Source organism: Bacteroidota bacterium, assembly GCA_018266835.1.
In the GTDB taxonomy this organism is placed as follows: Bacteria; Bacteroidota; Ignavibacteria; order Tepidaquicellales; family Tepidaquicellaceae; genus JAFDZO01.
Window position 1 is genome coordinate 288,323 of the sequence record JAFDZP010000005.1, and the last position, 23,779, is coordinate 312,101.

23 protein-coding genes are annotated in these 23,779 nt (G+C 36.0%); 15 read left to right on the forward strand and 8 right to left on the reverse strand.

Annotated features, from left to right (window positions below; translation table 11 throughout):
* Positions 1 to 2 precede the first annotated feature (2 nt).
* Positions 3 to 497: a tetratricopeptide repeat protein gene (locus JST55_14105; protein ID MBS1494643.1), complete on the reverse strand. Its 495-nt coding sequence runs from the start codon at positions 495 to 497 to the stop codon at positions 3 to 5.
* Positions 498 to 845: 348 nt separating this feature from the next.
* Here JST55_14105 and JST55_14110 point away from each other — a divergent pair, with 348 nt between their 5' ends.
* From JST55_14110 to JST55_14175, 14 genes are all read left to right on the forward strand, one after another.
* Positions 846 to 1,544: a purine-nucleoside phosphorylase gene (locus JST55_14110; protein MBS1494644.1), complete on the forward strand. Its 699-nt coding sequence runs from the start codon at positions 846 to 848 to the stop codon at positions 1,542 to 1,544.
* 16 nt (positions 1,545 to 1,560) lie between these two features.
* Complete coding sequence (locus JST55_14115) at positions 1,561 to 2,325, forward strand: TatD family hydrolase (GenBank protein MBS1494645.1); 765 nt, start codon at positions 1,561 to 1,563, stop codon at positions 2,323 to 2,325.
* A gap of 588 nt (positions 2,326 to 2,913) precedes the next feature.
* On the forward strand, positions 2,914 to 3,291 hold the full coding sequence (locus tag JST55_14120; protein MBS1494646.1) for an endonuclease domain-containing protein: 378 nt from the start codon (positions 2,914 to 2,916) through the stop codon (positions 3,289 to 3,291).
* A gap of 210 nt (positions 3,292 to 3,501) precedes the next feature.
* The gene (locus JST55_14125; protein ID MBS1494647.1) at positions 3,502 to 4,707 is read left to right on the forward strand and encodes a T9SS type A sorting domain-containing protein; all 1,206 of its coding nucleotides are present in this window, start codon (positions 3,502 to 3,504) and stop codon (positions 4,705 to 4,707) included.
* Positions 4,708 to 4,873: 166 nt separating this feature from the next.
* On the forward strand, positions 4,874 to 5,329 hold the full coding sequence (locus JST55_14130) for a DUF4190 domain-containing protein (GenBank protein ID MBS1494648.1): 456 nt from the start codon (positions 4,874 to 4,876) through the stop codon (positions 5,327 to 5,329).
* Complete coding sequence (gene dut / locus JST55_14135; protein MBS1494649.1) at positions 5,329 to 5,772, forward strand: dUTP diphosphatase; 444 nt, start codon at positions 5,329 to 5,331, stop codon at positions 5,770 to 5,772. The genes JST55_14130 and dut overlap by 1 nt, the downstream gene beginning before the upstream one ends.
* Positions 5,773 to 5,785: 13 nt before the next feature.
* Positions 5,786 to 6,481: a 16S rRNA (cytidine(1402)-2'-O)-methyltransferase gene (gene rsmI / locus JST55_14140; protein ID MBS1494650.1), complete on the forward strand. Its 696-nt coding sequence runs from the start codon at positions 5,786 to 5,788 to the stop codon at positions 6,479 to 6,481.
* A gap of 195 nt (positions 6,482 to 6,676) precedes the next feature.
* On the forward strand, positions 6,677 to 7,711 hold the full coding sequence (gene corA, locus JST55_14145; GenBank protein MBS1494651.1) for a magnesium/cobalt transporter CorA: 1,035 nt from the start codon (positions 6,677 to 6,679) through the stop codon (positions 7,709 to 7,711).
* A gap of 1,116 nt (positions 7,712 to 8,827) precedes the next feature.
* Positions 8,828 to 9,826 carry a phosphoribosylformylglycinamidine cyclo-ligase gene (locus JST55_14150; GenBank protein MBS1494652.1) on the forward strand — a complete coding sequence of 333 codons (999 nt, stop codon included), beginning with the start codon at positions 8,828 to 8,830 and terminating at the stop codon, positions 9,824 to 9,826.
* 33 nt (positions 9,827 to 9,859) lie between these two features.
* Positions 9,860 to 11,215: an L-lysine 6-transaminase gene (locus JST55_14155; protein MBS1494653.1), complete on the forward strand. Its 1,356-nt coding sequence runs from the start codon at positions 9,860 to 9,862 to the stop codon at positions 11,213 to 11,215.
* Positions 11,216 to 11,326: 111 nt separating this feature from the next.
* Complete coding sequence (locus JST55_14160; GenBank protein ID MBS1494654.1) at positions 11,327 to 11,791, forward strand: transcriptional repressor; 465 nt, start codon at positions 11,327 to 11,329, stop codon at positions 11,789 to 11,791.
* Between the two features lie 76 nt (positions 11,792 to 11,867).
* Entirely contained in the window at positions 11,868 to 12,086 is a 219-nt protein-coding gene (locus JST55_14165; GenBank protein MBS1494655.1) for a ferrous iron transport protein A, read from the forward strand.
* Positions 12,071 to 14,110 carry a ferrous iron transport protein B gene (gene feoB / locus JST55_14170; protein MBS1494656.1) on the forward strand — a complete coding sequence of 680 codons (2,040 nt, stop codon included), beginning with the start codon at positions 12,071 to 12,073 and terminating at the stop codon, positions 14,108 to 14,110. The genes JST55_14165 and feoB overlap by 16 nt, the downstream gene beginning before the upstream one ends.
* A 155-nt stretch (positions 14,111 to 14,265) precedes the next feature.
* On the forward strand, positions 14,266 to 15,366 hold the full coding sequence (locus JST55_14175) for a restriction endonuclease (GenBank protein MBS1494657.1): 1,101 nt from the start codon (positions 14,266 to 14,268) through the stop codon (positions 15,364 to 15,366).
* Positions 15,367 to 15,590: 224 nt separating this feature from the next.
* Here JST55_14175 and ychF read toward each other — a convergent pair whose 3' ends face one another.
* From ychF to rpsU, 7 genes are all read right to left on the reverse strand, one after another.
* The gene (gene ychF / locus JST55_14180) at positions 15,591 to 16,697 is read right to left on the reverse strand and encodes a redox-regulated ATPase YchF (GenBank protein ID MBS1494658.1); all 1,107 of its coding nucleotides are present in this window, start codon (positions 16,695 to 16,697) and stop codon (positions 15,591 to 15,593) included.
* A 111-nt stretch (positions 16,698 to 16,808) separates the two neighbouring features.
* Entirely contained in the window at positions 16,809 to 17,441 is a 633-nt protein-coding gene (locus JST55_14185) for a hypothetical protein (protein MBS1494659.1), read from the reverse strand.
* A gap of 99 nt (positions 17,442 to 17,540) precedes the next feature.
* A complete protein-coding gene (locus JST55_14190; protein ID MBS1494660.1) occupies positions 17,541 to 17,903 on the reverse strand; it encodes a hypothetical protein in 363 nt (120 codons plus the stop codon).
* Entirely contained in the window at positions 17,900 to 18,184 is a 285-nt protein-coding gene (locus JST55_14195; GenBank protein MBS1494661.1) for a hypothetical protein, read from the reverse strand. The genes JST55_14190 and JST55_14195 overlap by 4 nt, the downstream gene beginning before the upstream one ends.
* 9 nt (positions 18,185 to 18,193) lie before the next feature.
* A complete protein-coding gene (gene ftsH, locus JST55_14200; GenBank protein ID MBS1494662.1) occupies positions 18,194 to 20,218 on the reverse strand; it encodes an ATP-dependent zinc metalloprotease FtsH in 2,025 nt (674 codons plus the stop codon).
* A gap of 34 nt (positions 20,219 to 20,252) precedes the next feature.
* The gene (hpt, locus tag JST55_14205; GenBank protein ID MBS1494663.1) at positions 20,253 to 20,798 is read right to left on the reverse strand and encodes a hypoxanthine phosphoribosyltransferase; all 546 of its coding nucleotides are present in this window, start codon (positions 20,796 to 20,798) and stop codon (positions 20,253 to 20,255) included.
* Positions 20,799 to 21,108: 310 nt separating this feature from the next.
* The gene (rpsU, locus tag JST55_14210) at positions 21,109 to 21,306 is read right to left on the reverse strand and encodes a 30S ribosomal protein S21 (GenBank protein MBS1494664.1); all 198 of its coding nucleotides are present in this window, start codon (positions 21,304 to 21,306) and stop codon (positions 21,109 to 21,111) included.
* 391 nt (positions 21,307 to 21,697) lie between these two features.
* Here rpsU and JST55_14215 point away from each other — a divergent pair, with 391 nt between their 5' ends.
* The gene (locus tag JST55_14215) at positions 21,698 to 23,746 is read left to right on the forward strand and encodes a T9SS type A sorting domain-containing protein (GenBank protein MBS1494665.1); all 2,049 of its coding nucleotides are present in this window, start codon (positions 21,698 to 21,700) and stop codon (positions 23,744 to 23,746) included.
* Positions 23,747 to 23,779 lie beyond the last annotated feature (33 nt).

Here is a 23,779-nt window from a genome sequence, read left to right on the forward strand (position 1 = left end):
ATTTAGTTTAATAGTCCCTGCAGCCTGTTGAAGTTCTGCTTAGCCGCAAGATATTCAGGGGCAATATCTTTAGATTTTCTGTATTCTTCAACTGCCTCAAACCACAGCCCTTTCATTTCAAATGCTCTTCCTAAATTTAGATGAGCAAAATGAGGGGCATCGTATCGTTTTGCATTTAATGCCATTTCAATAAAAGGAATAGCCTCTTCCACTTTTCTTTGTGCAAGAAGATATGCGCCAATATCGTTATACGGATTTCCGTAATCGGGGTCTATTTCAATTGCGTTTTTACATTCTTCAATCGCTTTCTCGTAGTTACCAAGTAGCGAGTATGTCCATCCTAAAAATGTGTGAGCTTCAGGGGTTGGAAATAATTCTATAGATAAATTATAGTTCTCAATTGCCTGTTCAAGTAATCCTTCAGACTGAAATTTGAATGCCTTATTAAAATAATCCTTTGACTGTTCAACTAAATTCTTATAATAGTTTTCTTTCATAAGTATTTTAATATTATAAACTAACCCTGCATATTTAAAGTTTCATGTGAACAAACATAGCAGTAATGAAAAGTATTTTCAAGGTTTAAAAAAATTATTTCGCAGAAGTAAGATTTAACCACAGAGGACACAGAAATTATACCGAGAACACAGAAAAGAATATGAATAAAACTAGTTTTATTGGTTAAAAATCGACATTAATTAAATCTGTGCTCTCTGTGTGCAAAATCTGTGTTCTCTGTGGTTAATTTTCAAAAAGTGTGATTTCACTTTCTTATTACATAAAAATTTAAAATATTCAATTAATCACCATTTTTGCATAATATAAAAAGAGAAACAGAGAAATAAATGAGTTTAACGGGGGTAATACTGGGTTCGGGGCTTAACAAATTTTCAGAAGAGATTGAAAACAGCGAAATTTTGCTCAAAGACGATTCTGGATTTCATAAAAGAAAAATCATAAAAGGTACTATAAACAAAAAGCCGATTGTCGTTTTCGAGGGCAGAAGTCACTTTTACGAAGGATACACTCAGGATATGGTTTTCCAGAATGTGAATAAGGCAATTGAGCTGGGCGTCACAAATCTGATTATAACAAACGCTGCCGGCGGAGTGAATCTTAATTATAAGGTCTCAGACTTAATGCTTATTACTTCTCATATTGATTTAATGAACAGAAAAATTTTCCAGCCGAATAAATCGTGCTTCCATCACCCAACTTTATCTAAAGTAATAAAGCTTGCAACAGATAATAACATTAAATTAAGGCGAGGGACTTATGCAGCTTCATCCGGACCTGCGTACGAAACCAAGTCAGAAATTCTTATGCTTCGCAAAATGGGAGCGGATGCCATAGGCATGTCAACCATTCCGGAAATTCTTTACGCTAAGAAAAATAATATTAACGTTATAGGAATTTCCTGTATCACAAATCTGCTGAGAGTTTCCAACAACGGAAAAACTGAACATGCTGAAGTTGTTGAAGCGGGTTTAAGCGCATTTAAGAATTTTTCAAATCTTCTCAGAACAATCGTTACTAATTCTTAAACTGAAATATTTTAAAATGATAGTAGATACTCACGCCCATCTTTATTACGAAGATATATTAAACAACATAGATGAAATTTTAAAACGCGCGGAAGATGCCGGAATAGAAAAAATCATTGCTCCCGCCGTTGATTACAAAACATCGATGCAATTGCTCGAGCTTACAGCAAAGTATCCTATGGTTTACGCTGCTTTAGGTATTCATCCTACCGATGTAAATAAATATGAGTATTCGGAATTGGAGAAGATAGAAAAACTTTTTGATAACGATAAGGTTGTCGGAGTCGGTGAGACAGGTTTAGATTATTACTGGGATACATCTTACAACGATAAGCAAAAAGAATTTTTCAGACTGCACATAGAAATTGCAAAAGCAAGAGAGCTGCCTGTTATTATTCACACCCGCAATTCAATCGATGATGCTATACAAGTTGTGAAAGATAATTACAGCGAAAAGCTGAAGGGACAATTCCATTGCTTCGACGGCACGACTGAACAGCTTGATAAAGTAATGGAACTGAAAACATTCTATGTGTCATTCACGGGCAATGTTACATATAAGAAATATGCTTTTGCAGATACTGTTGTGAAAGTCCCGATGAATAGAATATTATCAGAGACGGATTCTCCGTTCCTCTCGCCAATCCCCCACCGCGGAAAACCGAACGAGCCTTCCTATATTGTAAACACGATAAAAAAAGTCGCCGAGTTTAAAAATGTAAATGAAGATGAAATGAAGAAGAGTTTCAGAGAGAATGTGACATCTTTATTTAAGATTTAAGAATTAAGCCTCCCCCTCCTTACGAAGGAGGGGGACTGAGGGGGCGGTATAATTTAATATTTAAGGTATGAGAATCCTAAAAAAATTAATATTCTAATACTGTGTCTCTCAATTCTGTATACAATTTTATTATTTTTTTATTTGCATAAGCCAATAAATTCATTCAACAGATTAGATTTTGATATCACAGGTTACGCATTAATTTATGCAGTATTAATTTTTGTTTTTTCTATTGTAACGATATTTATCTTCAAAGTTGAAAAAACCATTTTACAAAACTATTTCACTTTTTCTGTACCGGTAATAAATGCCCTCTTATCATTAATAATTTTTTATATAGCCAGAATATTTTTAGTAAGTGTCTGGGTGTAGAACTATACCGCCCCCTTAATCCCCCTCCTTCGTAAGGAGGGGGAAATCAGATTGTCCTAACATAAATCTTCTCCTATTTTCCTTTTTATCCCTCAAAATATTTTTTTATTTTTATTTCATTCATTGAGAAATAACTCCAATATTAAATTAAACGACTTTATCAATTACGCAAGCTTCCCCCTCCTTACGAAGGAGGGGGACTGAGGGGGCGGTTAAATAAGAAAAATGGAAATATTTAATAAACCAGAGTCAAAGGAAAAAAGAAAACATCTTAGAAAAAATTCTACCAAAGCAGAATCAATTCTTTGGGAAGAATTACGTGGTAAAAAACTTTTAGGCGCAAAATTCAAAAGACAATTTAGTGTTGATAAATACGTTATAGATTTTTATTGCCCTAAATTAAATCTTGCAATTGAGCTTGACGGAGAAATCCACTTAGAAAAAGTTGCTATAAAATATGATAAAGTAAGAACACTATTTTTAAATAACCTTGGAATAGAAGTAATCCGATTTAATAATGAAGAAATATTTGAAAGTCTGCCATTAGTTTTAGAAAGAATAAAGGATGAAATTTTAAAATTACGTAGTAATTGATATCGCCCCTCCCGCATCAAGTGCTGGACATACTTTAATCCCCCTCCTTCGTAAGGAGGGGGGAAATAACAATTTACAACTTCTTCAATCGGCATAATATTTGATATAAATACCATAAACTAACACTCGCTTTTTTGTTTTTTTCACTCAAAATGCTTATTTTTAACTGGTATTCACCAAATACAAAAAACTAAACCTCTAGCAAACACAATGAAGAAACTACTATTAGTAGTCGTTCTTTTCGTATGTACTTCTTATTCGTACTCTGTACCTAAAAAATTCTTATTCGATGCAACGATGGGCGAAACTGCCGGAAACGCTGACTGGGTAATTGACGAAGATACAAGCACTCCGCAAAGATATCCTACACCGTTACAATCAACCGTTACACAGTCAACCACTGAAGACTATTGGAAAGGCGCAATCTCGGCATGGGGTATTTCACTTGTTAAACTCGGAAACACTGTAGAAACTCTTCCTCCAAGCGGAGCAATTACCTATGGAAATTCAAGCAACGCTCAAGATCTTTCCAATTACGATGTATTTGTAATAGATGAACCAAATAACGCTTTTACGGCAACAGAAAAAGCTGCAATAATACATTTTGTTCAAAACGGCGGCGGATTATTTTTAGTAGCTGACCACGCAGGCGCAGATAGAGACGGAGACGGCTGGGATGCTGTGCGTGCAATAAACGATTTGATTAGAAATAATTCAGTTCAGTCCTATCCATTTGGAATCATCCTTGACTCCAACAATATTTCCGAAACATCGGTAAATGTTTTAACATCATGGAGCGGAAGCCCTATTCTTAATGGAAGCGTTGGCGCAGTCCAGCAATTGAAATTCTCTAACGGCACCTCGATGACAATTAACACAACTCAAAACGCAAATGCAAAAGGAGTTATATGGCGTAACGGTGCTTCACAAAACAGCGTGAGCATAATGTGCGCAACATCATTGTTAGGGACAGGAAGAGTCTGCATCATAGGAGACAGCTCACCTTGCGATGACGGAACGGGCGCCTCAGGAAATACATTATATCCCGGATGGACAGAGCTGGGTACAAACCACTCAAGCTTATTTCTGAATGCATCTTTATGGCTGGCAAAACTTTCAGGCGTGACTTCTGTAGGAGAAAATACTGCTCCTGTTAGCTTTAAGCTTGAACAGAATTATCCGAATCCTTTTAACCCGACTACAAAAATAAATTTTTCAATTCCGAAATCTGAATACGTGACTCTTACAATTTATAATTCAATGGGAAAAGAGATTAACACACTGGTCTCTGAAAATATCTCAGCAGGAAATTACGAATATACTTTTTCAGGAATGGAATTATCCTCAGGAGTTTATTTCTACAAAATTACCACACCTGACTTTACTCAGACTAAATCAATGACACTTATAAAATAATTTTCCAAGAAAATTATTGAGCAATTATAACTTTGTTTTAAAAAATCCGTTTAACTAATAAGAGTTGAACGGATTTTTTATTTCTCTCCTCTGTATTAAATCTTCAATCTTAATTCTTAATTCTTAAATTTGTATATTTGTTTAAACTCTTAAACCTAATTTGTCTATGAAAAATTACAAACTACTTAGTCCTGATACAGGAGACGGAGGCTCAGTTCCACCACCTCCTCCTCCACCGCCAAATTACAATCCACCGCCGCCACCGCCGCCGCCGCCGAGTTATAATCCACCGCCGCCGCCGCCACCTCCACCGTCTTACGGCAATACACAATTTGGAGGCGTGGACCAGAACAAGGCAAGTACTAATGCCATAATGGCATTGATACTCGGTATAGCTTCTTGGTTAATAGGCTGTACAATTTTAACAGCTATTCCGGCATGGATAATCGGCAGAAAAGAAATTAATGCTATTAATGAAGGACGTTCTTCAGAAGCAGGACGCTCTATGGCAACAATCGGTATGTGGCTTGGTATTGCACACTGTATTGTTGCAGTGCTTGGAATTATCGTAGCAATAATTGCTGTGTTCTTCGGATTACTTGCGGGGATTTCCAATAACTGATGAAAGTTCTTTATAAAAAATTTGATGCTTCGAAAGAAGCATTTGTACCCGAATATAAAACCTCAGGCTCTGCAGGCGCAGACCTGAGGTCTTCTTCTTCTGAAATAATTTCATTGAAAAAAGGCGAACGGAAATTAATCCCTACAAATCTTATTATAGAATTGCAGGAAGGTTATGAAGCCCAGGTACGCCCCAGAAGCGGACTTGCATTGAAAAACGGAGTGACGGTTTTAAATACGCCGGGCACAATTGACTCGGATTACAGAGGAGAAGTGAAAGTCCTGCTTATAAATCACGGAGAAGATGTTTTCGAAATAAATTACGGCGACAGGATTGCGCAGCTTGTAATTGCAAAACATGAAAAAATGGAATTTGTAGAAGATGAAAACTTATCTGAAACCGAACGCGCAGAAGGCGGATACGGCAGCACAGGTGTAATTTAAACTAACAAATAACTTGCCTCTCAATCTAATAACAACTCCCATCGGCAACTATGCAGATATCACTCTGCGCGCTTTGCGATATCTTAAAGAATCCGATTATATAATCTGCGAAGAATATAAAGAAGCCGTTAAGCTTTTAAAATTTTTTGGAATAAAAAAAGATCTTAAAAGAATTAATGAGCATAACGATAACAAAGATAACGAAGAGACGGAAGAAATTTTTCTTGATTTAGTTAACGGGAAAAACATTTCGCTTATCTCAGATGCAGGCACTCCCGTTTTTGCCGACCCCGGCAAAACACTTTTAAAGAAGTGTATCGATTTTAATATCAAGCTTGAGTTTTTGCACGGACCGAATTCAGTCCTTGCTGCTATTGTCCTTTCAGGATTTGATATCAGCAGATTTTATTATATCGGCTTCCTCTCCCCCAAAAGTGAAATAAGAAAAAAAGAAATTTACGATTTAAAAAATCTCAATAAGGTTTTTGCATTACTTGAAGCTCCCTACAGATTAAAACAAATCCTTGGTGACTTTGCAGAAGTATTCCCCAACACACAAATTTTTATAGGCTTTGACTTAACAATGCCCGGTGAAAAACATTTCAGAGGCAATGCAAAAGAAATTCTAACTCAGATAGGGGAAGAAAATTTAAAGGGAGAATTTGTAATTGTGGTGGATGGAAAGGTGCATAAGAATTTGGAGTTATGAGTTATGAGTTATGAGTTATGAGTTATGAGTTATGAGTTTAGAATAATGAATTTGTTTATTAACTTGAAACTTGAAACTTGAAACTTGAAACTTGAAACTTGAAACTTGAAACTCGAAACTTGAAACTTGAAACTTGAAACTTGAAACTTGAAACTTGAAACTTGAAACTTGAAATTTGAAATTTGAAACTGATTTATGATAACAATCCTTACACAAAACTCACACGGATGTCATCCGGTTGATTTAAAAGATTTCAATTCATGGGATACAGGCAATGAAAAGGAATTTGCATGGATAGATATGTGGCAGCCGGAAGAAGACGAAGCCAATAAAATCCTTAAAGATATTTTTAATTTTCATCCGCTGGCAATTGAGGACTGTTTAAAATATCTGAATAAAAATGAAGATGTCCATCTTCCTAAAATTGATGATTATGAATCATATCTCTTTCTGGTATTTAACGGTATTACTGTTTCAGAAGACTACACTCACTATAAACAATTTTCATTAAGCTGTTTCATCGGGCATAATTTCATAATCACGGTTCATAATGAGAGGGAGAAAAATTTTATTCTTGCCGCCGTAAATGCTCAGTTAAGAGAGACAATTCTTAAAAAAGGACCTGATTACGCTCTGCATATTATTCTGGATTCACTCGTTGACAGATATTATCCCGTGCTGGATTACATTGAGGAAGAGATTGACAGAGTGGAAGATTTTGTTTTCAAGATGCAGTCTTCAAATACTACTCTCCAAAAAATTCTCGAAATGAAAAAACAGCTGATAAAAATAAGAAGGATTGCAAGTTATCAGAAAGAAATATTATTTAAGTTATACCGCGGTGAGTATGACCTGATTTCAGAGGAAGAATCTGTTTATTACAGGAATGTATATGACCACTTAGTAAGAATTGTTGACAGCGCAGAATCTTATAGAGATGTTGTTACAAGTATGCTGGATTCATATCTTTCTATCGTGAACAACAATATGAATAACATTATGAAGAGACTTACTATCATTGCTACCATTATTTTACCTTTGAATCTTATTACCGGAATATATGGTATGAATTTCGACTACATGCCGTTCCTTCACAGCCAGCTCGGATTTTTTTCAAGCATAGGAGTAATGGTAATAATTATAATTATTATGTTGGTTGTATTTAAAAAAGCGGGATGGATAACTATGAGTGATTTTAACGCCGCAAAGCTGAAGAGAATAGATAAATAAAATCATTTTAATTCTCTTCCCCCTCCTTCTCTAAAAAGTTGATTATAAATCTATAGGAATAGTAAAGCAAAACTCCTCCCTTGAGGGAGGTGTCGAGTGAAGCGAGACGGAGGGTGTTCAGTTATACACCCCTCCCTCCGCTTCGCGGAGTACTCCCATCGGGGGAGAGTTTTAGAACAATAAGTCTATAATTGTTTTTTAAAGGAACTACTATTTTATAATTGACCATATTACTCAAAACATTTTCCTTAAAATAAAAAAAGGTAAAGAATGTGTAAATCCTCTATCCGAAGCCATAATTGTAAAAAATTTTCACAACTTAATTCCGGGCAACGGGCTTACACAATTGATATATAGCCGGAACCTCTTCCGGCACTGTATATATCCTTCTTCACCTATGGAAACATTCGGCGAGATTTTTTATCTGCAATGAAATTTAATTATGTAATTATCACTCCAGAGGATTTACGATATGAATCCTATTGAGTCTCACCGAAAAATTAAAGCGGCAAGTAATATACGATATGGAATTGGAATTTAATCCTTTCAAACATATCATACTCACCGCAAACTTTTTGTCCGTGTAAAGTCAATTTAAAGTTTTAATAAGGTGAGATAGTCACCATAAAATGTAATTGTATCTTTTACATAATATCGATTTATCTCACCTCAGAAAATGTATTTACTGCTTTACTATTTTTAATGAACTTGTTATATATTAATTCAATACCTGTGCCAAAAACCTATGATGAAAATATTATAATTATTAGTTGTATTTGAAGATTGCGTAAGTGAATTAACATTTTACAAGGCAGGACTGTCAGTCATTATGAAATTATTGTCCGTCAAATGTTAGAGTAAATTGGGACTATTCTTGAATTTATTCTTGAACTGATTAACAAACTTGATAATGAACTTCTTATAACGAATAGAAGGGAAACAATTTCAAAGAAAAGTGAAGAATACCATTGATACCGCCCTCTTAATCCCCCTCCTTATAAAGGAGGGAGAAACTATAAAATCTCACCTTTTACAAAAACTAACTTTAAACTGTTTAAACGCAGTTTTTTCACTATGAAACTGCATTGATAAAATTCTGCATTTTGAGTAACTTATATGGTGCAAGTAAGTTATAAAACCTCAGGCGTTAACATTTCCGAAGCTGACAAATTTGTTAAAGCTATAAGCCCGCTTGTAAAAAGTACTTTCACTAAAGGTGTTATACAGGGCATCGGAAACTTTGGTTCCTTCTACCAGATAGACTTCAAAAAATACAAATCTCCCGTTCTTGTTTCGAGTGTTGACGGAGTAGGAACAAAACTTAAAATTGCCGCTCTTTTAAATAAGTATGATACAATCGGTGAAGACCTCGTTAACCATTGCGTAAACGATATTGCCGTATGCGGCGCAGTTCCTCAGTTCTTTCTTGATTACTATGCAATTGGAAAGCTGAAAAGCAAAGTCGCTCAGGAAGTTGTAAAAGGACTTATCCGCGGATGCAAAGCAAACGGTTGCTCACTCATCGGCGGTGAAACTGCAGAGATGCCCGGAGTTTATCATGATAACGATTTTGATCTGGCTGGTTCGATAACAGGTATAGTAGAAAAGTCTAAAATACTCGATAAGAAAAATGTAAAGAAGGGCGATGTGCTTATAGGACTTCCCTCAACGGGACTTCATACAAACGGCTACTCACTTGTAAGAAAAATTTTTGATACAAAGGCGAAGCTCAATAAAAAATATTCAGGACTTACGAAAACATTAGGCGAAGAGTTACTTAATACACACAGGTCATACTTAGATATAATACAAAGTTCTTTAAAGAAATTTAAGATAAAATCCATCTCGCACATAACAGGCGGAGGAATAGAAGGCAACACAAGACGAGTTGTTCCGAAGAATCTTAAAATAAAAGTTGATTACGATACATGGGAGCGCCCCGCAATATTTGATATCATACAGGTAAAAGGAAACGTTGACGAGAAAGATATGAGAAGAACTTTTAATCTGGGAATCGGTTTAATATTTATAGTAGCCCCTAAAGATGTTCTCAGATTCAGAAAATTTTTAAAATCACAAAACGAAACACCCCTTTTTATAGGTAATATTCACTAAATCTTAACCACGGAGGATTCTACAATGGAAACAATGGAAAAAAAATCTACAGCTACAAACGGAGTCGGTGCAGTCCCACACATTGATGCAGCTAATGTTCAGGACGTTCTAAAAAAATATATGCTCGTTGACGGATTTGATATGACTCTAGATATAAAAAAATCACAGGGCTCATATCTTTTCGATGCAAAGCATGGGAAAAGATATCTGGATTTTTTCACATTCATTGCATCAAATCCTCTCGGGATGAATCATCCGAAAATCAACAACGATGAGTTCAAAAAGAAACTTGGCGAGGTAGCAGTTTCAAAGCCATCTCTGTCCGATATATACTTACAGGATCAGGCTGAATTTGTTGATACATTCTGGAAGCTTGCAGTCCCCTCTTACTTCAAGTACTCATTCTTTATTGAAGGCGGAGCGCTTGCTGTTGAGAATGCATTGAAAGTTGCAATCGACTGGAAAGTCAGAAAGAATTTTGCAAAAGGTTACACAGAAGAAAAAGGTCATCAGATAATTCACTTTAAGGAAGCTTTCCATGGAAGAAGCGGATATACAATGTCTTTAACAAATACTTCACCTGAGAAGACGAAGTACTATCCTAAATTCCACTGGCCACGAGTTTCAAATCCGTACATCACTTTTCCTCTTAACGAAGAAAATTTAGCCGCAACAGTTGAAAAAGAAAAAGCATGTATAAACGAAATTCATGATGCATTAAGAAAAAATAAAGATGATATAGCAGCGATTATACTTGAACCGATTCAGGGTGAAGGCGGAGACCATCACTTTAGAAAAGAGTTCTTCCAGGAACTCAGAAGAATCTGCGATGAAAACGAAATCATGTTCATACTTGATGAAGTGCAGACAGGTATTGCTCTCACAGGTAAATGGTGGGCACATCAGCATTTTGTTCAGCCGGATATAATTACATTCGGAAAGAAGATGCAGGTCTGCGGATTATTATGTACAGACAGAGTTGATGAAGTTCCGGATAACGTATTCCACGAACCAAGCAGAATAAATTCTACATGGGGCGGCAACATAACTGATATGGTGCGATCAAAAAGAATTCTTGAAATAATAGAAGAAGATAATTTAGTAAAGAATGCAGAAGTAATGGGTGAATACATGCTTGCGAAGATAAAAGAACTTTACGAACAATTTTACGGTTTAGTATTAAGTCCCAGAGGTAAAGGCCTTATGTGCGCATTCAGCTGCAAAGATACTGAAACAAGAAATCAGGTTATCAAAAAAGCGCTTGAGTCAGGCGTAATGGTTCTCCCATGCGGAAGAAGAACAATAAGATTCAGACCTCCGGTAAACATTAACAAAGCAGAAATAAACGAAGGCTTCGATGCACTGCATAAAGCATTGAAGTCGTTTTAAAAATAGTTTAATAAATAATTAAAAAATAATTTTGTCATTCCTGCGAAGGCAGGAATCCAATCATAAAGTTTAACTGGATCCCGGGTCAAGCCCGGGATGACATCGAAAAAAATGATATCAGAAGACGCAAGAAAAATTTTTGTAAAGTATTTAAAAGAGCATGCGCACAGAATAACGAATGAAAGATTTCTTATTCTTGATGCCGCTTTAAATATGGCAGGGCATTTTAACGCTGATGAACTGTACTTAAAAATGAAGAATGAATACCTGAACGTTTCAAGAGCGACCGTTTACAAAACTCTTGACCTGATGAGCGAGTGTGACCTTCTTACAAAGCACAATTTCAAAGGCGAACGTACACGCTACGAAACGAAATTCGGACGCAACAATCATTACCACATCATCTGTGTTCATTGCAACAGAATTCTTGAATTTGAAGATCCGAAAATTGAAAAGCTTCAGGAAGAAGTCTGCAAGAAAAACGAACTGAAATTAGTTGACCACACTTTACAGGTTTTTGCCGAGTGTAAAGATGAAAAGGCATGCGAATTTAAGCACGATACTAAACACCAATAGAGTTTTAAAAAAATTTGTCTGTATATTTATACAAAGTCTTAATAAGATTTAAACAAAGACTAAATAAAGTTTTTAATTGAAAAGAGCTGACGATTTAAAAATCGGCGAGCGCGCCGTAATAAAAGACGTAGATAATACTCACCCGTCTGCGCACAGAATACTTGAAATCGGTTTCACGCCCGGGCAGGAAATCGAGCTTCTCAATTGCTCGGCATTCAAAGACCCTCTTGCATTTGCAATAAGAGGAACTATAATTGCAATCAGAAAAAAAGAGGCGCATTGTATTCACATTTAAACGAAAAGAAGACTCCGCTTGTAACATTAGTTGGTCCGCCAAACTCGGGCAAGACTACGCTGTATAATTACCTCAGCGGAAAAAAATCCAAGACGGTAAATTATCCCGGCTCGACCGTTAATTATTCTGTTTCTAAAATTCTCAGCAAGCACGAAGTTAACGCCGATATACTTGACTCTCCCGGAATCATTAGCTTAATCCCCACTTCCCCCGATGAAAAAGTTTCTGTCGATACGCTATACAAACATCCCAAGTACGGACATCCCGATATAGTAATTGTAACTGTTGATGCATCGCAGCTCTCACGGCATTTGTATTTAGTGAAGCAGCTGATGGAATCGAATTTCAATCTGATTGTTGTTGTAACAATGATTGATATTCTGAAGCGTAACGGAAAAGATATTGATATTATAAAACTCAGCGCAATACTTGGCTGCTGTGTTGTGAAATTTGACGGTAGAAACGCAGACGGTATAAAGCATTTGCTTGAAAAGACACGCGATAAAATCGTTGCTATACAAAAAGAAGAAATAATTTTACCGATTGCAAAATTTCATATTGATAAAGATAAACTGCTGCTTTCATACAAACAGATTGAAGAGATTGAAGATGAAGTAATAACCGAAAACGGTTTTAGAAAAAACGGTGCACTGGATTTAAACGCTATCAACGAAGAGCTTGTTATATTAAATCAAAGAAGACCATTCGTAAGGCCTGATTCAAAGACTCTTAAGCTCGATAAAATTTTTCTTCATAAATACTGGGGACTTTCAATTTTCTTCCTGATTATGGCATTTACGTTCACTGCTATTTTCTGGATTGCACAGCCCATGATGGACTGGATAAGCGGCGGATTTGAATGGCTCTCAAATTATTCCGGTGATTTACTCGGTGATAATTTATTGAGTGATTTAGTTTCCGGCGGACTTATACCCGGGCTCGGTTCAGTTCTCGTCTTCCTACCGCAGATTTTAATTTTATTTTTTATACTTGAATTACTGGAAGACTCCGGCTACTTAGCGCGGGGCGCGATGCTTGTTGATAAGCCTCTCTCAAAAATTGGATTGAACGGACGTTCATTCGTTCCGATGCTTTCTGGTTTTGCATGCGCTATTCCCGCAACAATGGCTGCACGGACTATTGCAAATAAGAAAGAAAGATTTCTTACGATTTTTATTTTACCGTTAATGTCATGCTCGGCGCGTATTCCGGTTTATGCTTTGCTCGTTGCTTTTTTAACTCCTAAAGATAAGCCATATCTCGGCGGAATATTTTTTACTCTGATTTATATTTTCAGCATAGTATGTTCTCTGGTTGTTGCTGCTATTATGAATAAATTCCGCGATAAAATTGTAAAAGAAAAAGAGGACTCGTCTTTTATACTTGAGCTCCCCGCTTACCGCAGACCAAAGCTCTGGTACAACTTAAAGCACTCATATAAGAATGCAAAGCAGTATGTAAAAAAAGCGGGACCTGTGATTTTAATTCTGTCTCTTGTGCTATGGGTGCTGACAACTTTTCCAAATTACAATCCGTCCATTCCGGATGCGGATAAGTTAAGCGCTGAGGAAGTTTCTTCTGTTAAAAACTCCGAACGTCTCGCAGGCTCATATGCTGCCATGATGGGAAGATTTATTGAACCCGTTATGAAGCCGATGGGAATGGACTGGCGTATCGGCGTTTCTCTTGTTGCTACTTTCGCAGCGCGTGAAGTGTTCGTCAGCTCCTTAGCACTTATTTTCAAAGTGACCGATGACGATGAGTCAAATCATAATAGCCTTCTCACTGCAATGCAGGATGCAAAGTTTGAAGATACGGGTAAGAAGTTATTTACGCCGTCAATGGTTATAGGGCTCGTAATCTTTTTCGTCTTTGCTATGCAATGTTTATCCACGACAGCAATTGCACGCAAGGAAACCGGCGGCTGGAAAATACCTATACTGCAAATTGTAGTTTTTACTTCGCTTGCCTATACTCTGACTGTAATTGTTGTGAATGGGTTGAAAGCGATGGGAGTGAGTTAGTTCTCGGTTGTTAGCTGTCAATTGCTAGAAAAATTTCACATATACACTCTATGTCATTCCCGCGAAAGCGGGAATCCAATCAAATGACTCCCAAATTAACTCTTGATTAACTTAAATACTAAATATAATTTATAAGTAATTAAAGTAAGTTATATTTGGGCAGAGGATATTATCGTAACGATTCAACTTCTTCACTAATTGCAATTCTCATATATTCTTATCCAATAGGTAAAGGATATCAATACGTATTAACAAATTGGCTTCACATAAAAATTAACCCTTGGTATCTTTTTTGGATATTAATATATCCATTAACTTTAGTAATTTTAATTTTTTTATTTTGGGGGATCGGATGGCTTGCAAACTATATAAAGGAAAAGCGTTTCAATTATAAACAAGCAAGACAAGTATGCAAACACAATATTATAGGAGGTGAGACGTTAGCAAAATGTGAAAAATGTAAATGGGATAAAATTTTACTTGAAAGAAAAAAAAATAATGAGAGGATAGCAATTGAAAAGAAAAAAGAATTGAACCAAAAGGCAGATGACTTAAGGTTAAATGAATATAAAAGACTTTTGAAACTAAAATTGACAAAACAAGAATATCTATTATCACTCCAACCAAATGAATTTGAAGACATAGTTTCAAAAATGTTTGAAAATCTTGGATACAAAGTAAATAAAACTCCTTATACAAATGATAGAGGAAAAGATGCCGTATTCTTTAAAAATAATAGAAAATTTGTAGCAGAATATAAAAAGTATAAAAAAGAAAATACTATTGGTAGAAGGGCACTGCAAATCTTTTTTGCAGCTATGCAAGAAGAAAAAGCAGAAAAAGGGTTTTTTGTAACAACTTCTGATTTCAAAAAAACTGCAATAGAGTACGCTTCGACTGTAAATATTGATTGCATAAATATTGATCGCTTACTTAAATTAATGGGCGCCGCATTTCCCGAAAAAGAAAACTATAACTATAATGCGATGTGCAGAGAATGTGGGAACATTGTTTTATTTGATCTTAAAAACTCTGAAAGTTCTAAAGTATGTGAATTTGGACATACTGTAAATCTTGATATTAACATAGATGATATATCGATTAATATACTTACACAGAAAAAGATTTGTTATAGTTGCGGAAAAGAAATGAAACTAACTAATGGGTTTTATGGTAAATATTGGCGTTGTTCTGGGTATCCTAATTGCAAACGGTCATATAGTGCAAAAAATTTTAAGTTTAAGAGATATAGATAAATGATTGGATTCTCGCCGGAGTTTATCCTGCATTTGGTGTGGAACGGGAATGCATTATGAATTGATACCGCCCCCTTAATCCCCCTCCTTGTAACGCTATCAATTATCAAGTCCCGCTTTAGCGGGAGAGGGGGGAACTTGTGAATAAAAAAAAACTCCTTCCGGAAAAATCCGAAAGGAGTTAAAGTTTTCTGACAACGAACAACTAGCAACGGACAACTAAATCAGACATTGAACCTAAAATTCGCAATATCGCCATCCTCAAACACATAATCTTTTCCTTCTACGTGCAGTAATCCTTTTTCTTTAACAGCTGCTTCAGTTTTATATTCAAGAATGTCTTTGCATTTTATAACCTCTGCGCGGATGAATCCTTTTTCGAAATCGGTGTGAATTACTCCCGCTGCTGCCGGAGCTTTTGTGCCTTTATGGATTGTCCATAAGTGCAGTTCCTTCTCCCCTGCCGTGAAGTATGTGATTAAATTTAATAATGAATATGCTTCTCTTATAAGTCTGTCAAGACCTGATGCTTCAAGTCCCAACTCCTTTAAAAATTCCGCTTTCTCTTCTTTGGTTTCCAATTGGGAAATTTCAGATTCAATCTGTACTGACAACGTCATAAAGTTAGCGCCTTCTTTTGCAGCGATTTCTTTTACTACATCTGAATATTTATTTCCCTTCGAGCTTGAATCATCTACGTTTGCAACATATAAAAACGGCTTATCGGTTAGAAGATGCAAGTCACGGATTGTGATTTTATCGTCTTCGTTATCTAATTCATTCGTAAAATATTTTGCAAGTCTTCCGCCGGATAAATGTTCTTTCAATCTTGTAAGTACATCTACTGCAGCTTTTATTTTTTTATCGCCTGACTTCAAACCTTTTGATGTTCTCTCTATTCCCTTCTCAGTTGTATCAAGATCTTTTAGTATAAGTTCTGTTTCAATAACTTCAATATCATCGGCGGGATTTACTTTTCCCTCTACGTGAATAACGTTATCATCTTCAAAGCATCTGACAATATGAATAATTGCATCAACTTCTCTTATGTGAGATAAGAACTGATTGCCAAGCCCTTCGCCCTTTGAAGCGCCCTTTACAAGTCCCGCTATATCAACGAACTCAATCGTTGACGGAATTATTTTTTTAGGATTATATAATGCAACAAGCTTATCGATTCTTTCATCGGGTACGATAACTGTTCCGACGTTAGGATCGATTGTACAAAAAGGATAATTTGCCGCCTCTGCATTTTGTGAAGAGGTTAAAGCATTAAACAATGTTGACTTTCCTACATTCGGAAGTCCTACTATACCGCATCTTAAAGACATTTTTTATAATTATGAATTATGAATTTAGAATTATTGAGTGAAACGAAATCCCGCTTTAGCGGGATGAATTATTATTTCTGTTACTTTATACTTACTACTTTATACTTTTTACTAACAGAGGCATCCGCGACCAAGAATCATATTCACTGCATTAAAGACTACACAAAACGAAACAGGGATTAAAATATTATCATCAATAGGAATAGGCATAAGCTCAAGTGTTACAGTAATTGCCAGCGCAATTAATGCAGGAATTAAAAATAATCCGCTGAGCATCCCCATGAAAAAAAGTATTATAAGTCCCGTAATAAAAAATACAATGCTGCCTTCGAGCGTCTTATCAAAAACTTTTATCCTGCCAAAATATTTTCCATACAAAGCTGCTGCCGTATCGCCGAAAGTTGTAATAAGCATTCCGCTTATTGCAACGTGTTTTTCAAAAAATAAAAAACAGAACAGCGAAGAAAGAACTATATACGTACCGCCCGTGAATAACGACTTTGAATTATCTGTTTCGTGATTCCGTAAGATCTTTCCAAGTACTTTAAGATATAAATCACGCAGCCATATCCATTTTATTCTTAGCAGATCCAGAGCAATCATGTAAACGCTGAGGATTATCGTTATCGTAACTATTACTTCTTTTGTTGTGAATAAATAAAAAATAGGAACAGCAGAATACCCGATGTGAATCGACTTCCTCAAGAATTCATTTTTTATATCCAGCTTTTTTCCTGATTCCATTTATCTATACAACTCTTTTTGGCTACTCTTTTAAATGAGTACATAAAAAAAGCGATTCCGAAAAATACATTACGGAACCGCTTGAAACATTTTTGAAAACTATTTTTCTAAAGTAACTCTTCTTTCCTTGCAGTCTACAATTAATTTATATCCAAACAAAATAAAAAAATCCATTCCTACTATTGGTAAACCATCCGATATAAATACTTCGATTAAATTGAATTCTCCTTCAATATTAATAACTGCCGAAGCAGCCATCATATTTGCAACTGAATTATCCGCTAACCTTACATTTCTAGTTTCAGTTATATCTAAAGCTAATTGTGCTGCAAGAATAGGTGAAATCATAATTCCTCCTGCAAAACCCGTATCAATCAGAAAAGTCTCCTCAAGAGAAGTAGTGCCCCATGAAACATCTAAATTAATATAAGCAAGATTACCATGGAAAAAGCCTTTAATCATTTAATGCTCTTCAAATAACGGCTTGAAAATCCCGGATATTCCATAGTAACATCAAATCCTATTTTCTTGATATAAAAAATTGTTTCAGCTTTATCTTTCCTTGCAATTTGTGATGCCTGAAGACTTGTATCACCTAAATAAACTTTACCGGTTTCCGTATCAATAGCTAAAAATTTTCCTATTAGATGAGGTTCATAATCAGATTTAATTTTTTCATAAATCTTTTCACCTTCCCTTGCTATCTTTTCAGTATCAATATTTTTAATATTATCAGCTGTCATTACTTTTCTTTAATTCGCCAATGCTACATTACCTGAAAAGCCGGGATCGTCCTTCATTATCTTTTCTTTCTTAGCTTCTTTTCCCTGCTCTGCTACAGGAAGAATCGGTTCCTTAATGAACGGAGGCAATTCCTCTCCGCGCATTATCTTATCAATTTCTTCTGCATCAAGAATTTCTCTCTCAACTAATATATGTGACATCTTATGAAGCACTTCGATGTTATCACGTAATATTTTTTCTGCTCTTGTCATGCCTGCCTGAACAGTTCTCTTCACCTCTTCATCAATTATGATCTGTGTTGATTCGCTGTAATCCCTGTTGTGATGCGAACCCATTTCACGGCCTAGGAATACTTCTTCCTGTTTCTGTCCGTAAGCTACAGGCCCTAATCTTTCACTCATACCGAATTCACATATCATTCTTCTTGCCATTCCCGTTGCGCGTTCTATATCATTGCTTGCGCCGGTAGTAAGCTCGTTGAAAATTATTTTCTCTGCTGCTCTGCCGCCCATAGCGTATGCAATAACTGCTTCGATATGCTCTTTGGAGTAGCTGTGCTTTTCATCCATCGGAAGATAAGTTGTTACGCCTAATGCTCTTCCTCTCGGAATGATTGTAACTTTATGCACAGGGTCAGCTTCAGGAATCATTCGTGCAACTATAACGTGACCGCACTCATGATATGAAGTCGTTAATTTTTCTTTATCGGAAATTATCATGCTCTTTCTTTCCGTACCCATCATAACTTTATCTTTCGCATCTTCAAGTTCGCGCATGCTTACAACATCTTTGCTGTTTCTTGCAGCAAGAAGCGCTGCTTCGTTTACAAGATTTGCAAGGTCAGCTCCTGAAAATCCGGGAGTGCCTTTTGCAATCGTTTCAATCTTAACATCTTTCGATAGCGGAATTTTTCTTGTATGAACTTTTAAAATTCCTTCTCTTCCCTTCACGTCAGGTCTATCTACAACTACCTGTCTGTCAAATCTTCCCGGTCTTAACAACGCAGGATCAAGAATGTCAGGTCTGTTTGTGGAAGCGATAACTATTACACCATTGTTCTGTTCAAAGCCGTCCATTTCGATAAGGAGCTGATTTAATGTCTGCTCTCTTTCATCATGTCCGCCGCCCATACCAGCGCCGCGGTGACGACCTACTGCATCAATTTCATCTATGAAAATTATACATGGAGCGTGTTTCTTTCCCTGCTCGAATAAATCTCTTACTCTCGATGCGCCAACGCCTACAAACATTTCTACGAAGTCTGCACCTGAGATTGAAAAGAACGGAACGCCTGCCTCGCCTGCTACTGCACGGGCAAGTAAAGTCTTACCTGTTCCGGGAGGGCCTAATAAAAGTACGCCTCTCGGGATTTTACCGCCGAGCTTCTGGAACTTGCCCGGTGATTTTAAAAAGTCTATTATTTCAGAAAGTTCCTGCTTAGCTTCATCTGCTCCCGCTACATCGTTGAATGTAACTTTGATTGCAGATTCGTTCAGCATCTTCGCCTTTGATTTTCCGAAAGAGAAAATATTTCGCGAGCCGCCTGCTCCGCCTGACTGCATTCTGCGCATAATCAAAATCCAGAATACAATTATAAGTATCCACGGCACTGCGCCGAGAAGAGGTCCGAGCCATCCGCCGTCATCTTTTTCAACGGAGAATTTCACGCCTGCTTCATTCAGGGATTTTATAAAATTGTCATCTACATTTGTATATGGGAGGAATACTGTAATTTTATCAGTTGTGAATGTGCGTGTGCCTACGTTTACCGGCTCATTGCCTTTCAGCTTGCCGAGGAATTCGTAGTTGTTATCATTCTTTTTGATAACTGCGCTCTCTATTTTTTTGTCACGAAGTAATCTCTGGTATTCGTCAAATGATACATCGGAATACTTTCCTTCTGAGCCCTTCGTGTAAATCATTATCAGAAAGAACCCAATTAATATTGCGCTCCAGCCGAGAACGATTCTGAAGACACGGCTCCAGTTAAAATCATCATTGCCTGATTTTTTCTTGTTCTTATTGTTATCCATTAAAATTGATTAGTATTAAAATTTAATTCTTTTATTATAACACAAAAATGCCATTTAAATTCCTATATTTCTGGGCGTAATCAAGACCGTAACCTATTACGAAATCATTCTTTATCTTGAACCCGATGTAGTCAATTTTGAAATCTAATTTGGCTATATCCTTCTTGTATAAGAGTGTAACGAATTTTATTGATTTTGGTTTCTTTGTCATGATTAAGTCGCGGATAAACTTTACAGAGAGTCCCGTATCTACGATATCTTCAACAACGATAATATCCTGACCTTCGACTTCGCAGTTAAGGTCTTTCAGGAGAGTTACCTGTCCCGAAGAAATTTTGCTGTCACCGTAGCTTGAGAGCTTAAGAAAATCTATTTCGCATTCGACTTCAATCTCGCGCACAAGGTCGGCAATAAAAATAAATGAGCCGTTAAGTATGCCTATGAAAATCGGTTTTTTATGCTTGTAGTCTTTATTGATTTTCTTCGCAAGCTGAGAAATCCTTTTTTTGATTTCTCCTTTTTTTATGTAAGGTTTAATTTTCGCTTTTTTGTTTACTTCCAAAATTGTTTGCCCCCGGATGTTGTTATGAATTCAATTGCCACGGCTTTCAAGCCGTGGATAAAAATTTATCCCCGCATAACCCCCTCCTTTTCAAGGAGGGGGCAGGGGGTGGTTAACTTTAATATTATTCTCCGTCCCAAACTCCTGTTTGGGACGGAACTATACCGTGAAACTCTGTTTCACTGCGAAACGGAGTTTCGCGGAATATGCATTCCCAAACGGAGTTTGGGAATGAGAACCGTTCGTTTCCAAAAATAAAAAAACCCGCCTATACTCAAAATAGTAATGGCGGGTAAAAATTTACATCTAATTAATTCAACGTATTGGATTAATTATTTTCTTCCGCTATTATTCTTTTAGTTTTCCTAATAGCGCGTTCTAGATCCATTTTCTTTTCAATAGATGGCTTAGTAAAAAACATTCTGCGTCTGAATTCTTTTAAGATTCCTGACTTTTCATATTTTTTCTTGAATCTTTTAAGTGCCTTATCGATAGATTCGCCTTCCTGAATGATGACTTTGAACAAAGAAATTACCTCTTTCTAGTTAGATTTTATTAGTAAAAATAAGCAAATATCCTTAGATATTCAAGGGAGATTAAAGTTATGAGTTATGAGCTATGAGCTATGAGTTATGAGTTATGAGCTATGAGCTATGAGTTATGAGTTATGAGCTATGAGTGTTCTCCTCGTTTTCAAGGAGGGGGTACTTGTCCCGCAGTTCTTTTGCGGGAGAAGTGGTTTAAAAGTTATCATACATCCTCTCGTTCCGATGCTCCGGCTTCGGAACGAACATAAATCCAATTTACTAAATTCACTGTATATCTTTTATTATCAATAGCTTATTTTGTTGTTTTTTCGCTAAAAAAGTCTTTGTTTTTAAAGTGAATTTATCTGATATTTGTTTATACAAAAGCTTATGAGAAAATTTATTATAATAATTTTCCTCCTTGCCTCGGTTCCCTCTTTTGCGCAATGGACAAAAATCTCGGGATTATCTGGAGGAAGAGTTTCAAAAGTAATAAAGACTTCACATTATTTATTTGCAGTCACCGATGGTAACGGTCTGTTCCGCTCATCTGATAACGGGCTTGACTGGGAAGAATCTAATAACGGATTTTCGATAATTAATATACTTGATATCACTGAAATTGGAACCGACATTTATGCCGCGTCTTATGGCAAAGGAATTTTCCGTTCGACTGATTTCGGAAGCAGCTGGAGTTCCTTTAGCCCGGCTTTAATAACTCCATTTGCAAATTGTGTCAGTTCAATAAACGGCAAGTTGCTCGTGGGAACATATATCGGCATTTTTATTCTACAAGGAAATCAATGGGTAGATATTACTTCAGGACTAAATTATCCGAATATTTCTGAAATTAAAAAATATAATAATATCCTGTACGTTAAACTGACCGGAGTTTTGTATAAATCTACTAATGAAGGACAGAGCTGGAGCAGAATTGGTCATTCTTCCTACACTGACTATGCCGATTATTGTTTCAAAGATAATTATATATATGCTCTGGATTTTAATGGAATATATAAATGCCATTTAGATTCTACTCACTGGGTTACTCTGCCAAAACCATATCCTTCTGCCTATTATCCAATTACCATTTTTTCTGATTCCCTGAATCTTTTTGTAAGCTATCAGAATTTTATTTATAAAAGCACTAATTCCGGATTGAACTTTACTCCTTCAACTTCTCCGATTACAAATAATATTTATCCGAGATATAGCTCATGCTCAGATGGAAATAATATATTTCTTGCAAATACTAATGGTATAATGTATTCATCTGACGGAGGTTCAACTTGGCAAAGCAGAAATAAGAACATCATTAATATTCTTTTTAACTCTGTTAACATTTACGGCAGCGAATTGTATTGCACTATTTACGGAATTATCTACAAAACTACAACTAACGGTGACCAATGGACACTAAACTTCGACGGCTATGCAAACAACGGATATTATCCTGCTAATTCATTAATCAAAAAAAACTCAAGCAGGATATTTATTCCTGTCAGTAATTCTTATTATACAATTTTACGAACTTCAAATGGCGGAGTGAACTGGTTTAACGGACTTCAGTCTTATTCGTATAGCACTTATCTCGGAGAAATAAATAACGAAGATATTTTATTTTTAAGCGATAATTATCTTCTTGTCTATCACGATGATAATACATTAAACTTCTCTACATTTTATTTAAACTCTGTCTTAAACCATATTTATAAAAGCGGCAATGAATTTTTTATAAGCTCACAATCCGATGGAATTTATAAATGCTCCTCTTCATATATTTTAACTCAGATAAATAACGGTCTTACTAACCTGAATTCAAATGCTGTTACATCTGCAGGCGATTTTTTATTTGCTGCAACAAATTCCGGAATATACAGAACAAACAGAAACAGCATAAACTGGACAAAAGTTTTTCAGGAACAGTATAGTTCTCCATTCACAAAAATTATTTCATACAACAATTACATTTTTGCAAATTCAGGTACAGCTGTTTATAAATCTTCCGATTTCGGAAACACATGGATTTCAATTTATTCTGCCGCTGCAAACATAAACGTAAATAATATTTGGAATAATTCTGAATACATATTTGCTTCAATAGGCAATGCAGGCCTTATTCGAAGAAGTATATCAGATGCAATCGGTATTTCTCCGATTTCTTCACGTATTCCCGATAAATTCTCTCTATCACAAAATTATCCCAACCCGTTCAATCCCAATACCACAATAAATTTTCAAATTCCGAAAAATAATTTTGTCAATCTTAAAGTCTATGATATAAACGGAAGAGAAGTATCTGAGCTTGTTAATGAAAATTTAAACGCAGGTGAGTACAAAATAAATTTCAACGCAACCGCATTACCAAGCGGAGTGTATTATTACAAGCTGACTTCAGATAATTTTTCTGAAACGAAAAAGATGATGCTAATTAAGTAAGCGTTTCCCTTTGCTGCGAAGCTGTCAATTATC

Coding starts and splice junctions, on each gene's coding strand:
- JST55_14105 (MBS1494643.1), bottom strand. CDS start 497: ATGAAAGAAAACTATTATAAGAATTTAGTTGAACAGTCAAAGGATTAT.
- JST55_14110 (MBS1494644.1), top strand. CDS start 846: ATGAGTTTAACGGGGGTAATACTGGGTTCGGGGCTTAACAAATTTTCA.
- JST55_14115 (MBS1494645.1), top strand. CDS start 1,561: ATGATAGTAGATACTCACGCCCATCTTTATTACGAAGATATATTAAAC.
- JST55_14125 (MBS1494647.1), top strand. CDS start 3,502: ATGAAGAAACTACTATTAGTAGTCGTTCTTTTCGTATGTACTTCTTAT.
- JST55_14130 (MBS1494648.1), top strand. CDS start 4,874: ATGAAAAATTACAAACTACTTAGTCCTGATACAGGAGACGGAGGCTCA.
- dut (MBS1494649.1), top strand. CDS start 5,329: ATGAAAGTTCTTTATAAAAAATTTGATGCTTCGAAAGAAGCATTTGTA.
- corA (MBS1494651.1), top strand. CDS start 6,677: ATGATAACAATCCTTACACAAAACTCACACGGATGTCATCCGGTTGAT.
- JST55_14150 (MBS1494652.1), top strand. CDS start 8,828: ATGGTGCAAGTAAGTTATAAAACCTCAGGCGTTAACATTTCCGAAGCT.
- JST55_14155 (MBS1494653.1), top strand. CDS start 9,860: ATGGAAAAAAAATCTACAGCTACAAACGGAGTCGGTGCAGTCCCACAC.
- JST55_14160 (MBS1494654.1), top strand. CDS start 11,327: ATGATATCAGAAGACGCAAGAAAAATTTTTGTAAAGTATTTAAAAGAG.
- ychF (MBS1494658.1), bottom strand. CDS start 16,697: ATGTCTTTAAGATGCGGTATAGTAGGACTTCCGAATGTAGGAAAGTCA.
- JST55_14185 (MBS1494659.1), bottom strand. CDS start 17,441: ATGGAATCAGGAAAAAAGCTGGATATAAAAAATGAATTCTTGAGGAAG.
- JST55_14190 (MBS1494660.1), bottom strand. CDS start 17,903: ATGATTAAAGGCTTTTTCCATGGTAATCTTGCTTATATTAATTTAGAT.
- JST55_14195 (MBS1494661.1), bottom strand. CDS start 18,184: ATGACAGCTGATAATATTAAAAATATTGATACTGAAAAGATAGCAAGG.
- ftsH (MBS1494662.1), bottom strand. CDS start 20,218: ATGGATAACAATAAGAACAAGAAAAAATCAGGCAATGATGATTTTAAC.
- JST55_14215 (MBS1494665.1), top strand. CDS start 21,698: ATGAGAAAATTTATTATAATAATTTTCCTCCTTGCCTCGGTTCCCTCT.